The 15,731-nt window shown below is 37.1% G+C and carries 13 protein-coding genes; 1 reads left to right on the plus strand and 12 read right to left on the minus strand.

Features of this window, described 5'->3' with window-relative positions:
- The first annotated feature begins 28 nt into the window (after window positions 1-28).
- A complete protein-coding gene (galB, locus tag ALGA_RS00460; RefSeq protein ID WP_096427425.1) occupies window positions 29-2,530 on the plus strand; it encodes a beta-galactosidase GalB in 2,502 nt (833 codons plus the stop codon).
- A gap of 224 nt (window positions 2,531-2,754) precedes the next feature.
- Here galB and ALGA_RS00465 read toward each other — a convergent pair whose 3' ends face one another.
- The 12 genes from ALGA_RS00465 to kduI all read right to left on the minus strand — a co-directional run bounded on the left by ALGA_RS00465 (window position 2,755) and on the right by kduI (window position 15,559).
- On the minus strand, window positions 2,755-3,771 hold the full coding sequence (locus tag ALGA_RS00465) for a zinc-binding alcohol dehydrogenase family protein (RefSeq protein ID WP_096427426.1): 1,017 nt from the start codon (window positions 3,769-3,771) through the stop codon (window positions 2,755-2,757).
- Window positions 3,772-3,782: 11 nt separating this feature from the next.
- On the minus strand, window positions 3,783-4,142 hold the full coding sequence (locus ALGA_RS00470; protein ID WP_096427427.1) for an L-rhamnose mutarotase: 360 nt from the start codon (window positions 4,140-4,142) through the stop codon (window positions 3,783-3,785).
- Between the two features lie 12 nt (window positions 4,143-4,154).
- On the minus strand, window positions 4,155-5,564 hold the full coding sequence (fucP, locus tag ALGA_RS00475; RefSeq protein ID WP_096427428.1) for an L-fucose:H+ symporter permease: 1,410 nt from the start codon (window positions 5,562-5,564) through the stop codon (window positions 4,155-4,157).
- A 55-nt stretch (window positions 5,565-5,619) separates the two neighbouring features.
- Entirely contained in the window at window positions 5,620-6,582 is a 963-nt protein-coding gene (locus ALGA_RS00480; RefSeq protein ID WP_197705658.1) for an aldo/keto reductase, read from the minus strand.
- A 6-nt stretch (window positions 6,583-6,588) separates the two neighbouring features.
- Complete coding sequence (locus tag ALGA_RS00485; protein WP_096427429.1) at window positions 6,589-7,431, minus strand: amidohydrolase family protein; 843 nt, start codon at window positions 7,429-7,431, stop codon at window positions 6,589-6,591.
- A gap of 70 nt (window positions 7,432-7,501) precedes the next feature.
- Entirely contained in the window at window positions 7,502-8,950 is a 1,449-nt protein-coding gene (locus tag ALGA_RS00490; protein ID WP_096427430.1) for a tagaturonate reductase, read from the minus strand.
- 42 nt (window positions 8,951-8,992) lie between these two features.
- Window positions 8,993-10,645 carry a UxaA family hydrolase gene (locus tag ALGA_RS00495; RefSeq protein ID WP_096427431.1) on the minus strand — a complete coding sequence of 551 codons (1,653 nt, stop codon included), beginning with the start codon at window positions 10,643-10,645 and terminating at the stop codon, window positions 8,993-8,995.
- Between the two features lie 213 nt (window positions 10,646-10,858).
- Window positions 10,859-11,881, minus strand: coding sequence for a LacI family DNA-binding transcriptional regulator (locus tag ALGA_RS00500; RefSeq protein ID WP_096427432.1), 1,023 nt, complete (start codon window positions 11,879-11,881; stop codon window positions 10,859-10,861).
- Between the two features lie 199 nt (window positions 11,882-12,080).
- On the minus strand, window positions 12,081-12,491 hold the full coding sequence (locus ALGA_RS00505; RefSeq protein ID WP_145957551.1) for an MFS transporter: 411 nt from the start codon (window positions 12,489-12,491) through the stop codon (window positions 12,081-12,083).
- Between the two features lie 34 nt (window positions 12,492-12,525).
- On the minus strand, window positions 12,526-13,794 hold the full coding sequence (locus ALGA_RS00510; RefSeq protein WP_096427434.1) for a DUF4861 domain-containing protein: 1,269 nt from the start codon (window positions 13,792-13,794) through the stop codon (window positions 12,526-12,528).
- Window positions 13,795-13,890: 96 nt separating this feature from the next.
- On the minus strand, window positions 13,891-14,682 hold the full coding sequence (locus ALGA_RS00515; RefSeq protein ID WP_173803981.1) for a gluconate 5-dehydrogenase: 792 nt from the start codon (window positions 14,680-14,682) through the stop codon (window positions 13,891-13,893).
- A 34-nt stretch (window positions 14,683-14,716) separates the two neighbouring features.
- Window positions 14,717-15,559, minus strand: coding sequence for a 5-dehydro-4-deoxy-D-glucuronate isomerase (gene kduI / locus ALGA_RS00520; protein ID WP_096427435.1), 843 nt, complete (start codon window positions 15,557-15,559; stop codon window positions 14,717-14,719).
- Window positions 15,560-15,731 lie beyond the last annotated feature (172 nt).

The raw sequence follows: 15,731 nt of genomic DNA on the forward strand, positions 1-15,731 counted from the left end.
AAAGAGAACAAAATAAAATTACACCCAAATGGACAACAGAGCATGTAAATCACTCATTTTAAGAAGTATTAGTTTTTCACTATTGATTGCTTTTCTTTTTTTAAGTACATCTTGTAAAACTACGACGAGCCTGAATGATGAAGATTTTAACAACGACTGGTTATTTCTTAAGGGCAATGTAAGCGATGCCAAACAATTTGGATTTAACGATTCGGAATGGAGAAAAGTCGATTTACCTCATGATTGGGCCATAGAAGGACCTTTCAGTATTGAAAATAATGCCAGAACAGGAGGTTTACCCGTTCATGGTACTGGTTGGTATCGAAAACATTTTCAAATTAGTAAAGAAAATTCCGACAAAATTATTTCTGTAGAATTTGATGGAGCAATGAATAATGCTCACGTTTGGGTTAATGGACATTTTGCAGGCAACAGACCTTATGGTTACATTGGTTTTGAATTTGACATTACCCCATTCATAAAATTTGGCGAGCAAAATGTAATTGCGGTTCGCTTAAGTCCCAAAGATCTTTCTGCCCGATGGTATCCAGGTGCAGGGATCTACAGAAATGTGAGAATTAAAACCAATTATAAATTACATATCCCTCAATGGGGAACTAAAATTACGACTCAAAATGTTTCTAAATCTCATGCGAAAATAAACTTCACCACTAGTGTTTGCAACAAATTTAAGACCCAACAATCTGCAGAATTAGAAACAAGCATCGTAAATTCAGATGGCGAAATTGTTTCTACGATTACTTCTGAGATTATTCTACAGGCAAACACTACTGGATATGTAGATCAACTAATTGATATAGAAAATCCTAAAATATGGGATATAAAACATCCTAATCTTTACAAGTCATTAAGTAAGATTAGTATTCAAGGAAAGATAATTGATAGTTACGAAAGTGAGTTTGGTGTTCGAACTATTAAATTCACGACTGAAAACGGATTCCAATTAAATGGGAAAACAGTAAAACTACAAGGTGTTTGTATGCATCACGATTTAGGTCCACTTGGTGCAGCGGTAAATTACAGAGCTACTGAAAGACAAATGCAAATCATGAAGAGTATGGGGGTGAATGCTTTGCGAACCAGTCACAATCCGCCATCTCCTGAATTGCTCCAAATATGTGATAAACTTGGAATTGTTGTTATTGTAGAAGCATTTGATGAATGGAAGCTTGGAAAAGTTATAAATGGATACAATAAATATTTCGATGAATGGCATGAAAAAGATCTTCGGGATATGATTAAAAGAGATCGTAATCATCCTTCAGTAATTATGTGGAGTATTGGAAATGAAATATTAGAACAATCGAGAAAAGACGGATGGAAAATAGCTAAAGAATTAACGGAAATTTGTCATGAAGAAGATTCAACGCGACCAACAACAGCGGGTTTCAACTACTATCCTGCTCCATTTACCAACCAATTGGCAAAATATGTTGATATCGTAGGTATGAACTACTGGCCACTAAATTATCAGGAAATTTTAGATGCAAACCCAAATATGATTGTTTATGGATCGGAAACTTCATCGCAAACAAGCAGTCGTGGTGTTTACCATTTCCCAATTGAAGCAAATGAACAGCACCAAACCAATCAAGTATCCAGTTACGATGGAACTGTTGGACCTCCTTGGGCCTATGCTCCTGATGTTGAGTTTGAACAACAAGAAAAAGTGACCCGTTCGCTAGGAGAATTTATGTGGACAGGTTTTGATTATTTAGGCGAACCTACACCTTATGGCGGAAAAGATAATTCTACAAATGGATATTGGAATACTGATTGGCCATCTCGTTCCTCCTATTTTGCACCTGTTGATTTATGCGGATTCCCAAAAGACAGATATTACCTTTATCAAAGTCAGTGGACAACAAAACCAATGGTTCATGTTCTGCCACATTGGAATTGGGAAGGTAAAGAAGGCGATACTATTCCTGTTTATTCTTACACCAATTGCGACGAAGTTGAACTATTTGTTAATGGTAAATCGTTCGGAAAGAAAATAAAAGGTGTCGATTTAACGCCAATTCCTGCAGAATTTCATTTCTTCCCAAAAGGAATGTATCAATCTAAATATCGTTTGTCGTGGGATGTTCCTTACCAAGCTGGTACGCTTAAAGTTGTAGCTTATAAAAACGGTAAAATTGAAGCTGAAAAAACAATTCATACCGCAGGAAAAGCTTATCAAATAAAATTAATTCCTGATAGAAAAACGATTAGTGCAGATGGCAAAGATCTATCTTTTATTACTGTACGAGTGGAAGATAAAGATGGAAACTTATGTCCAAAAGCAAATGATTTAGTGAAATTCTCGATTGAGGGTAAAGGAGAGATTGTTGCTGTTGGTAATGGTGATGCCACCTCAACAAAAGCATATCAAGCAAAAAAAAGAAATGCTTTCAATGGACTATGTCTGTTAATTGTAAAATCGACAACAATAGCAGGTGAAATTACAATTAACGCTGAAAGTGATCAGTTAATAACAAATGAAATAAGCATTAGTACAAAAAAATAGTTAGGATTAGATTAGATGTAGTGTGAATGATGGCTGTAGCAATTTACCTTTCGAGGTTTTGCTACAGCTTTTTCATTTACTTTATCAAGCCCGAAAAAAGATTTTAAAACTCCACGACAAGCGATTTACAAAAAAAAGAGACTGCCTAAATAGACAGTCTCTTTGATTTCAAATTGTACTAATTAAGATTACACAATCATAAACCAGTAAATTTGGGATTGAAATTAATCAAGAGAAACAACGGCTTTCACAACACCTGTTTTAGGATCTAACCATGTTTTAAAATCTTCAATCATATTCTCGAACTTAGCTCTGTGAGTAATTAGAGAATTCACATTCACTTTTCCTGATTTCATACTATCTACTACATGATCGAAATCTTCTCGGGTAGCATTTCTACTACTACGAAGTGTAGTTTCTCTTTTGTGAAACTCAGGATGAGAGAAGCTAAAGGTATCCAACTGTAATCCAACCAAAGTAATACGTCCACTATGAGCTAGAAAATTAAGATTTCCTTCTATTGCTCTTTTGTTACCCGTTGCATCGATAATAGCAGTAACCATATCGCCACCAGTGATTTCTTTAATTGCCTCGAAAGGATTGTTTAAAGCATTTACGGTAAAATCAACACCAAAATGCTCTTTAGCGAACTCCAAACGATTATCCTGTACATCCAAAGCAATTACTTTAGCTCCAGCAATTTTCGCAAAAGCCATAGCTCCCAATCCAATTGGTCCAGCACCTGTAACCAAAACAAATTCATCTTTTTTGATTTCGGTAATACGAACCGAATGAGCACCAACTGCCATAGGTTCAACCATAGCCAATTCGTCGTAACTCATTCCCTGACCATGAATTAAGGCATATTCCGGCACATTCATGTACTCGCCCATTCCACCATCAATATGAACTCCGGCTACTTCAATTGTAGTACAACAGTTTGGCTTTCCCGCTCTACATGCAACACAATCGCCACATGGAAAGTAAGGAATAAAAGTAACTGCTTCGCCTTTTTTAAAACCTTGATCGTTTGAAGCGATATCTACAATATCACCTGCTAATTCATGACCAAGTACTCTTGGATAGGAAAAGAATGGTTGTGTTCCCTCAAAGGCGTGCAAATCGGTTCCACAAACCCCAATTCTCTTTATTTTCAATAAAGCATTTCCTTCTTTTCTTTCAGGTTGAGATACTTCTTTCATCTCGAATTGACCTGGTTCATTACATACTATTTGCTTCATTTTTATATTTTTTAAAGTCCTAATTTGTAAATACGTTCCATTAATTGCCATTTTTCGTCGGCACTGGCATCTGCTGATGTGTTTTGAAAACGAGAAACATATGTTTCCCATTCCGACTGGCGTGGTTTTGTTGCTAATTCTGTCATCGCTTTATCGTGATCAAAATTGGCAACAGTATCCATAATCATAAACAATTGGTTCTTGACAATGTAAATCTCCATATCGATGATTCCAACATCAAGCATTCCTTGTGTTATTTCAGGCCATGCAGCACCCGCTGCATGAACCTTTTTATATTCTTCAATCAGTTTGTCGTCATTTTTCAAACAAAGTGATTTGCAATATCTTTTAGAGCTATCTGTATTCGACATTATAAATAAAAATTAAGCCATGTGAGTTTTCACTGTTCTGTATCCGTAAAAAGCGATTAATACGAAACAAAGCAAGGGAAGAATAAACGAAAAGTTAACTGAAGGCATATTGAAAACAGTTTTCATATCAATAATAGCAGCCTGAATTTTCGGTAAAAAAGTACCTCCAACAATAGACATGATTAGTCCGGCAGCACCAAACTTAGCATCGTCACCCATTCCTTCTAAAGCAATACCATAGATGGTTGGGAACATTAACGACATACATGCTGAAACACCAATCAGACAATACAATCCTGTAATATCTTGCAATACGATTGTTCCTAAAGTCAAAACGATACCACCAATTGCCAAGTACTGAAGTAATCTGCCTGGTTTGATATACTTTAACATGAACGTACACACAAAACGAGCAACTAGGAAAAAGGACATTGCCAAAATATTATACAACTGGGCAATATGTGCAGCAGCTCCTTCGGTTAATCCATTAGCTCCTTTTCCTGAAACAATTATATCTCTTACATTATCAGAAAGAAACCCTAAAGAATTTACAATGCTTAACCAGCCACTTTCCAGGTCCTGAGGAGTTAAACCTCCTTTTACGAAAATTCTCTGTCCGTACTGCACTACAAAAGTCCAACACATAATTTGTGCTCCCACATAAAACATCTGAGCAATAACACCTTCACGATATTTAGGGATTTTAATTAGTTTTCCTAATGTTCCAAACAGGTTTAAACTGTGATCAGCATCTTCATTCTTAGGCATCTTAACTAATGCGATAATCACGAACATAGCAATAATCACTAAACTGATAGCAATATATGGTGTACTTAAAATACTAAGATCACTCATTTTTACTGCTTCAAAATCTGCAGGCGATAAAGCTGTTCTTGCATCTGCACCACGCGGATCCAAACGAGCCTGAATCACTGTAGTTGCAATAAACATTCCTGTTAATGATCCCATTGGATTAAAAGCCTGTGCTAAATTCAAACGACGAGTCGCTGTAGAATCAGATCCCATTGACAAAATATATGGGTTGGCACTTGTCTCTAAAAATGACAAACCACAAGTCATCACGAAATAAGCGATCAAAAATGGATAATACATTCCAAGAGCACTGGCCGGAAGAAATAACAATCCTCCAGTTGCATACAAACCTAATCCGACAAGGATACCGGCTTTATAGGTATATTTTCTGATGAATAAAGCAGCAGGAAAAGCCATTGCTCCATATCCGCCATAAAAAACTACTTGTACCCAGGTTCCGCCACTTGCTCCCATGCTAAAAATTCGGGAAAAAGCTTCCACCATTGGATTGGTAATATCATTGGCAAATCCCCAAAGTGCAAAACAGAATGTTATTAAAACAAACGGGACTAATACTGCTCTCGAAACCACTTTATCTTTTGTGTTCACAGTCGTATTTTTAAGTTTAAATTAGTTGAATTCTCTCTGTTATCTTTACGGATGATTAAGCAATTACAGCTTTTCTTGATGTGATAATATTTTCAGTTATCTCATTAAAGATATCTTCACTAAGCACGCCTTCATCCCAAGCATCGATTAAATCAGCTAATTGAGCTTTAGTATGTGGACCAACAACTACACGATCAGCTTCCTCCATTGAGAATAGGTAACGTAAAGCCAATCGAGACAATGGAATGTTATGCTTTTTAGCTATTTCACTCGTTTTCATTGCAATATCAACATCCATATTTGTAATCCATTCATTGTTTGGTCTGTCTTCATTATACGTATCCAAACGTCTTCCTAACAATCCCATGTGCAAGGCAGATGCTGCATAATAAGCAATATTCTCTTTGCGGATTTGAGGAATATCCTTTTCAAACCCGGATAAATTACATGCATCCATTTTCAAAAATCCTGACAACACATCAAAATTATCTTTGATCATGTGTGGGTAAAAACGATCGATTGGATTTCCTCCAATTCCCAACATTCCAACAATTCCTTCTTTCTTGAATGACTGAAGACAAGCCATAATCTCATCCATTTTTTCAACAGGAACCAAATGTGGCTCATGTAAAAACAACAGATCAATTTTATCAACACCCAAAATATCAAGACTTTCCTGAACACTTCTTCTCATTGACTCAGCTGTGTAATCAACAATACAATCATCAGCTTTTTCGGCTTTTAAACGACCAACCTTAGTACTAATGAATGGCTTCTCACCTTTCCACTGACGCAAAGCTTTCCCTAAGTAAGTTTGAGACATATTGTAAGAAGGAGCAGTATCAAAAACACGAACACCTCTTTCCAAAGCGTACATCATTGCTTCTACGGCAACACTCTCTTCAACTGGGCTCCATACACCACCTAATCCTGAGCATCCACAAACCAAACGGCTTTGTCCCGAAAAGAAGCTGCTTTTTTTATAATCTCCCTTAATATATGACGGTTTTGTAATCATTGTTTCTTATTTGTTTAGTTGATAAAATTTGATTGCGTTTCCACCCAAAATAGCTTCCTGTTCTGAGGCGGTATAGTCTTTAATCTGCTCGATAATCAAGTTCATTACTTTTTGGTAAGATCCGGCCAAAGTACAAACCGGCCAATCGGATCCAATCATCAATCTCTCAGCACCGAATGCATTAAAAACAACATTCAGGTAAGGAATAATGTCCGATTCTGTCCAATTTGTCCAATCTGCCTCAGTAACGATTCCTGATAATTTGCATGAAACATTAGGGAAAGAGGCTAATTTTTGAATTCCTTCTGCCCACGCTTCAATTTTTTGATCTTTAATTTCCGGCTTGGCAATGTGATCCAATACAAACTTCTGATTTGGAAATTTGGCAACAAAATCAGCACTTGCACCCAGATGTTTTGCAAAAATCAAAATGTCGTAGGTAAATCCAAACTCTTCCAACATGGCAATGCCATTACAAAATTTTTCTCCAAGTAAGAAGTTATCATCCGGCTCATCCTGCACAACATGTCTGAAACCTTTTAGCGCGGGAAATTTACTGTAATGCACCAATCTTTCGCGCAAATTATCTGCTCTGAAATCAACCCAACCTACAACTCCTTTAATAAAAGGATTCTGATTGGCCAACTCAATTAAAAAATCGGTTTCTCCCTCAGTTTGATCTGCCTGAACGGCAACACAAGCATCAAAATCGATAGCCTGTAGATTTTTCAACAAATCTTTAGGAGCAAAATCATTTTTCAGAACAGCCATTTCATCGGAAAGCCAAGAATGCTTTTCAGGGCAATAATTCCAGAAATGCTGGTGAGAATCAACTTTTTGTACTTTCATAAGCTTTAGTTCGTTCTAATTTCCTTGAGCAAGAACAATAAACTCTTACTAAAGAATTCAGTAATCAATTTTACAACATTGATTCAATTGCTTTATTCATTCCTTTTTCGTGAATAGATTGCAATGATTCAGTTACTGCTTCACACAAACCTTTCACTTCGTTCAAGTCTCTTTTCCATACTTTGTCGTAAGCCAAAACATTTTTCACAAGAGATCCGAATTCCGATTCTGACTTCATAGCAGCCCATTCCGATTTCATCAATTCCATAACATCAGCAGAATCGTTAACCGGAATTTCTTCCAAGTTTCGCTTGCCTCTGTAGAAATACAACATAGCTGCAAAAGCAAAAGCTAATCGTTGAGGAATTTCACCGGTTTTTTCCTGATAAGCCAATAAAGTTGGCAATACGCGGGTTTCGAATTTCGAGAATGAATTCAAAGAAATTGACAATAATAAATGGTGGATGTAAGGATTTCTGAAACGATCCAACACATCGGCTGCGAAAGTCTCTAACTCCTTCTTATCCATATCCAATGATGGAATAATTTCTTCCTCTAAGGCTTTCTTTAAGAATCGGCCACAAACCTCATCTTCAACAGCTTGTTTAACTGCATCAATTCCGTATAAATAAGCAACTGGAACCAAAATAGTATGCAAACCATTCAAAATTCTCACCTTACGCTTTTTATAAGGAGTGATGTCATCAGTAAAAATTACGTTCAAACCTGCCTCTTGTGCAGGAAATTCTTTTTGAACCTGCTTTGGAGCTTGAATCACCCACAAGTGGAAGAATTCTCCTTCAACAACCAAATTATCTTCGTAGCCCAATTCAGCATTGATTTCCGGCATTCTATCTTTAGGATATCCCGGAACAATACGGTCAACCAAAGTATTACAGAAATAATTTGCTTCCTGAATCCATTTCACAAAACCAGTATCTAATTTCCATAGTTCAGCATATTGCAATACGATCTCTTTCAAACGATCAGCATTGGCTTCAATCAATTCGCAAGGAATAATGATTAAACCTTTTGCGGCCTCGCCTTTAAAATGAGTATAACGACGGTATAGTAAAGCGGTTAACTTTCCAGGATAAGAATTTTGAGGTTTGTCTTCCAACTTGTCATTCGCATCGAAAGCGATTCCGGCCTCAGTAGTATTCGAAAACACAAAACGCAAGCTTTGTTCTTCGGCCTGAGCCATATACAAATCATTCTCAGTGTAAGGATTAATTCCTCCCTGAATAGCTTCAATAAGTGTATGCTCACTTTTCGCTTCACCATTCTGAATACCACGAAGATAAAGAGTGTATAAACCATCCTGAGCATTCAGCATGTCAACCATACCTCTTTCGATTGGCTGAACCACTTTAACTCCACCTTCAAAATTTTGCTTTTTGTTCATGGTATCAATCATCCAATCAACAAAAGCTCTTAAAAAATTACCTTCTCCAAATTGCAATACTTTAGTTGGTAAAGCAGCAGTGGCAACATCGTTATTTGTTCTATTTAATTTCATTTTCCCGAATTATTATTCTTAAAAATTCTATTTATATCTTGATTATAAGGAAACTCCGCGTTTCCAAGGAATAAAGTCAAACTGACGAAGATTTTCGGCTTTCACCATTTCTTCTCCTGATGCTACCTTAATAATTAGCTCAAGTAGTTCAATTGCTTTTTCCCGTATGGTATGTTCGCCAGTAACAATGGTTCCGGCATTAAAATCAATGATATCACTCATTTTTTCAGCCAAAACGGTATTGCTTGATACCTTAACAACAGGAACAGCAGGATTACCCGTTGGTGTTCCTAAACCTGTGCTAAACAAGATTACGTTTGCTCCTGAACCCGCCAAACCAGTGGTTGATTCTACATCATTTCCTGGCGTACAAAGTAAACTAAGACCTTTTTTGCTCACGACTTCGGTATAATCCAAAACATCAACAATTGGCGAAGCTCCGCCTTTTAAAGCAGCTCCAGCCGATTTCATAGCATCAGTGATTAATCCGTCTTTTATATTCCCTGGTGATGGATTGGCTTCAAAACCAGAACCCGCTTCAACAGCTCTTTGAGCGTAGGTTTTAATCAAATTTGAGAATTTCTCTGCATCTTCAGTTTTAATGCAACGATCAACAATATTCTGCTCCACACCATTCAACTCAGGAAATTCGGAAAGAAGAGCTCCTCCGCCTAAAGTCACAATCATATCACTCACATAACCCAAAAGAGGATTCGCTGAAATGCCTGAAAATCCATCCGATCCACCACATTCCAAACCAATTAAAAGTTCGCTTAGTGGAGTATCTTCTCTTTTAAATTCGTTGGCTTCCATTAAACCTGCAAAGGTTAATTTTACAGCCTCAGCAATAAAATTACGTTCCGAAGTACTTTGTTGTTGCTCTAAAATATGAACTGGTTTTTTGCCCAACACACCAAACTCTTCTAAAAAGCCATTGATGTATTTCACTTCTGCATTTTGACAACCCAGACCCAAAATTGTTGCTCCGGCAACATTAGCATTAGCGATATAGCCAGCTAACAATTTACTCAATACAATTGCGTCTTCTCTTGTGCCTCCACATCCACCTTCGTGAGTTAAAAAGCGAATTCCATCTACATTCGGGAAAAATGGAGAAAATTGTTTTTCACTGTTTAAGTTCAAAACATCCATTTTCAAAATTTCCTCGGCACTAGCACCTTTCGCAGATGCTTCCTTCAAAACATCCAAGTTAATTTTATGAGAAGTCTTATGCTTGTAGCCCAGTTGAGATTCCAACTCCTCTTGAAGAACTTTTATATTTCGGTTCTGACAAAATACCAAAGGAATTACCAGCCAATAATTTGCAGTTCCAACTTTTCCATCTTTACGTTTGTATCCTTTGAAGGTGCGATCCTTAAAATCGCTTACATCAGGTGCAGTCCATTTGTACTCCGAAGCTTCACTACTAAATCCACCTGTATGATGAATAACATTCTTTGTAGTAATCACCTCTCCTTTGGCTATAAATGTAGTCGCTTTACCAACTGGTAAGCCATACATTACAACAACATCGCCTTCCTGAAAATCACACTCCGCAATTTTATGCTTTACCTGAACGCCATTTTTCACAAGATATGTTTCGTTCTGATAAGTAACACTTTCGCCTGCTTTTATATCCGCCAAAGCAACAAGCAAATTGTCTTTCGGACTAATTTTAATCAATTTCTCTCTCATATTCTTTAATGTTCTATCGATTGAACAGATCCTTAAAAAAAAGGAAATAACACAATCGTTCTTTCTTTTTACATACTGAAAACTGATAATATAAAATTCAATCGATTGAATCAATAATCAAAAAAATACACGTTTTTATCCTCCTCAAGATGAAATGATTTCTCCAGCATTGTTCAATCGATTGAACACAAAGTAAGAAAAAATAAATATCAATTAAAACTTTTTCGAAGATTTTCGAAGAATCAAGGTTGGATTTAGAACGATACTTCGAGGACTAAAGTCTGATTTAGAACCTTTTATTTGTTCTAAAACCAACTCGCCAGCAGTATGGCCCATGATAATACTAGACTGGTCTACAGAACTTATTCCAGGATCTAAATAGGAAGTAAATGGCTCGTTACTGAAACCAAAAATCATAAGCTCATCTGGAACAATAATATTTTGTTCGCGAGCAACTTGCAAAGCACCAACAGCAGAATAATCACTAGAACAGAAAATTGCATCAGGTCTCTCTTTCATTTTAAGCAATTGAATCATACCATTTCGACCATCCTCCAAGTGCAAATCACTATGAATGATTAATTCTGTAGAAATTGGTAAAAAAGCATCCTTTAAAGATGCTTTATATCCCTTCATTCTATTTTTATACAATTCCATATGAGAATGTCCGGCCAAATGTGCGATCCTCTTACATCCCTGTTCAACCAAATGATTTACTGCATTATAAGCACCTTTATAATCATCTACCTCTACTGTACTAACCCCAAAATCTTTTAGAATTCTATCAAAAAACACAAGAGGCACACCTTCCTCTTTCAATTTTTCGAAATGATCATATTTTTTAGTCTTCATTCCTAATGCAGCAATTACACCATCCACTCTTGTTGCCAAAAGGGTATCAATAATGGCCTTCTCCTTTTTTACGGAATCATTTGATTGTGTTAAAATAACACTATAGCCGGCTTTATTAGCAGTTTCTTCAATGCCTCTTATTACAGAAGAAAAGAAAGATATATTTGCCGCAGGAACAATTACTCCAATAAGCTTACTTTGACCGCTGCGGAGAGCAGCAGCAATTTGATTGGGTTTGTAATTAAACTCGCGCGCTTTTTTGTTCACTGCATCTTTGGTTTGCTGGCTCATGCGAGGATGATCGCTCAAGGCCTTGGATACAGCTGATGGTGTGATGTTTAACGCTTTCGCAATATCCTGAAGAGTTATTTTTTTCTTTTCCATAATTTAATTAATCCCAAGACAAAAGTAATAACAATTATCTTATAAGTAAGATTAAGTTTCTAATTAGAACGCAAATCAAATTTACTACAGTTACTGAAAAACACAAGTATAATAATTACAGGACTTTAAATCGAAATCTTCTGAAAATATTCATCAAGCCCCTCTAATTTTGGAAGCATTAAATGTATAATTCCAAGAATCACCAGATACAACATACCTGCTCCCGAAAACATCCAGAAATAAAATGCATTTCCTGTGCATCCAAACCTTGACCTAGAGCAAAATCAGTTAACATTCCTGAAACAGCACCAATCATGCCACCAATTCCTACTACCGTGGCAATTGACTTTTTGGGCATTACATCAGAAACAAGGGTAAATAAATTTGCGGACCAATTCTGGTGTCCGCCCGAAGCCAAAGCGATTAAGGCTACTGCAACCCACACATTATCCGTTAAGGCTGCAAAAGATACCGGCGCAATACAAAGAGCACAAATCAGTAAAGAGACTTTACGTGCGGCATTTAATGTCCAACCACGCCCCATAAAAAATTTAGAGATATTTCCCCATGGAACACTCCCGACATCAGCAGCAATTCCTCTAAAAAGCAAGTTATTATTCCCTAACCTCTATCCTGGAATTACGCTACTTAATCGATACAATAATAGGTGAACCCAATTCTTCAGCCTGATTTTTCATCAGATTTTCAAAATTCTCTTGTTCTGCCCACTTTTTATTCTCTTTCTCCCATGCAGCAAAAAAATAATGGGTAGCAATCGTATTGTTGCTTATTTTTTGAGTTACAAAATGGGTTTGACCAACAGGCTGATTGTAACGACTTCCATTAGTTACTTCGTCACTTAATAACGGCGCGTCTCCAGTTCGTACTTTACTAGCAGATGGCAGTAAAATTCCCATTGCTAAATAATCATTATTCAATGATTGAATATCATGAGTTGCAACCGCCTCGAATTTATCGTTTGCCGAAAAGGAGAATGGTTTCTTTTCTTTCAGATAACTAGTAACAATACCAGTAGCTAATTCTGCTTCATGACTCAAGCCACTTACAAGCACATCGCTTTGAAACCAATATTTACCTGCCCAAACAGTAATGGTCTCTACTGCATTCAAATTCCCCCCATCAACATGCCAACCTGAAGATTTCAATTCGAATATTGAGCGAACGGGACCTTTGGTGATCAATTGAAATTCAAATTTATCTGTAGATCCTAAACGATACAGAGAATCGTTATGGAACATGGCTAAACCACCTGAACCAAGAGAAGGACCAACATGAAGTACGTCCATTCCCCAATCGGAAAGAATATGATAGCTACCACTTTCTTTGGTTCCGATTTTATCCATGATCATTTCCGGAGCTAGTTTTCCAAAAAGGTCTTTCGCATTTCTACAATCAAAATAGTCGCGGAATCCCATCACGTCATTCTCCCAGCTTACACTTTCAGCCTGATAACTCAAAGGAATCCCGACAAAACCTACTGGCGATACTGCCTGGTCAACCCCAACGAATCCATCCTCTTTATTGCCAAGTCCCAATCGAACATTGGTTCGAACTGTGTATTTAGGCGCCTCATCTGTAACTACAAAGCTTAATCCCATCTTTTTCACCTCATTAGCTTCAAAATCACAAACCAACGCTAACTCATCCCAACTCCCATCTCTATCTAAATCATCAATTTGTGAAGGAATTGCATTTCCTTTTTCATCAGTTACTACAGGTACTTTTCCTACTGGAATTTCTCCCACGAATTTCTTTACATCAAGCCTTTTGATAAGAATTGACGCATCTTTTCTGGCCAAAGCCAACTCATTCTTTAATTCAAGAACCGGAGAAGTAGAACACGCACTTAAAAAACTTGCCACAACAGCAATAACAAAACAATACTTTCTCATTTCACAAAGTTTAGATCTTAATACAGATGGATTGAAAAAAAAGGAATAAAAAGAGATAAGAATTCACTCCCCTTCTTATTCCTTTCTCACTACTAACTATTCTTCGTTTGAAGGTTTACCAATGCTTGCCAAAATACCACCATCAACATAAACCACCTGTCCATTTACAAAATCGGATGCTTTTGAAGCCAAAAACACGGTCGCACCCGCTAAATCGGAAGGATCGCCCCAACGAGCAGCAGGTGTGCGATTGATAATAAATTCATTAAATGGATGTCCATCTACACGGATTGGTTCCGTTTGAGAGGTTGCAAAATATCCCGGACCAATACCATTGGTTTGAATATTATACTTACCCCACTCTGTAGCCATATTTCTCGTTAACATCTTCAGACCTCCTTTGGCTGCAGCATAGGCACTTACACTATTTCGCCCAAGTTCACTCATCATCGAGCAAATATTAATGATCTTACCGGCACGGCGCTCAATCATCCTTCGTCCAACATATTTGGACATAATAAAAGGACCCACCAAATCTACATCAATCACCTGACGATAATCACTTACCTCCATGTCCTGCATAGCTACACGCTTAATGATTCCAGCGTTGTTTACCAAAATATTAATAGGACCAACTTCTGCTTCTATTTTTGCAACATTAGCAATTACACCATCCTCATCCGTTACATCAAAAACATATCCTTTCGCATCAATTCCCTGACTTGCGTACACGGCAATTGCTTTATCCATATTTTCGCGAGAACTACCATTTATAACCAACCGAGCCCCTGCTTCGGCCAAAGCAATAGCCATAGCCATTCCTAAACCATGTGTTGCTCCAGTTACCAAGGCAACTTTACCATCTAACTTAAATAAATCTAAAATCATATCTTAGTTATACTAATTGAACATTACATTTTAATTAACGCATTTCATCTGGCTGACACACATCCATGTCTGCGTAATTCAAGTTTTCACCCGCCATACCCCAGATAAAAGTATAATTGCTTGTCCCTGCTGCTGAATGAATTGACCATGTTGGAGAGAAAACCGCTTCCTCATTACCCATCCAAATGTGACGAGTCTCTTTAGGATCACCCATAAAATGACAAATAGCTTGTCCTTTTGGCACTTCGAAATAGAAATAAGCTTCCATTCTTCTGCTGTGAGTATGCGATGGCATAGTGTTCCAAACACTTCCTTTGTGCAATTCGGTCATTCCCATTTGCAACTGATTGGTTTTAGTTGTGTCGGAAACAATCAACTTGTTCAAAGTTCTGCGGTTTGAATTATCAGACTCGCCTAATTCAACAACAATTGCATCTTTATGACCAATCTTTTTGATAGGAAAAACCTCATGCGCAGGAGCTGAGTTCAAATAAAAACGAGCAGGAGATTTTGCATCTTCACTAGAAAAAACGATTTCTTTATTTCCTTTTCCAACGTAAAGTGCTTCCTTGTAGTCCAATTCATATACTACTCCATCAACACTTACCGTTCCTTTTCCACCAACATTTACAACTCCTAACTCTCTCCTTTCCAGAAAATACTCAGCCTTTAAAGGATCAATTGATTCCAATACTAAAGCTTCTGTTGTAGGAACTGCACCTCCAACGATCAATCTATCGTACTGAGAATAAGTCAAGTTAATGTTTCCCTCTTCCATTACATTCTGAACTAAGTACTCATCTCTTAATCTCGTTGTATCGTAACTTTTTGCATCTGCAGGATGAGTTGCATATCTCTCGTCGTATTTTACGCCCATAATTTCTATATTTTAATATTATTACTACTATCTGATTTTCTTGTTTATCCGCAAGCTCAATTTTATCACTCTTCGTATTACAAAGGAATAAAATGCAAACGACTTGTGCAATCGATTGTCTTATTATTTTATTTTACAAGAGAAACATCGTTCTTTACAAGAGGGTGAAACA

This window comes from Labilibaculum antarcticum (assembly GCF_002356295.1).
Classification (GTDB): Bacteria; Bacteroidota; Bacteroidia; order Bacteroidales; family Marinifilaceae; genus Labilibaculum; species Labilibaculum antarcticum.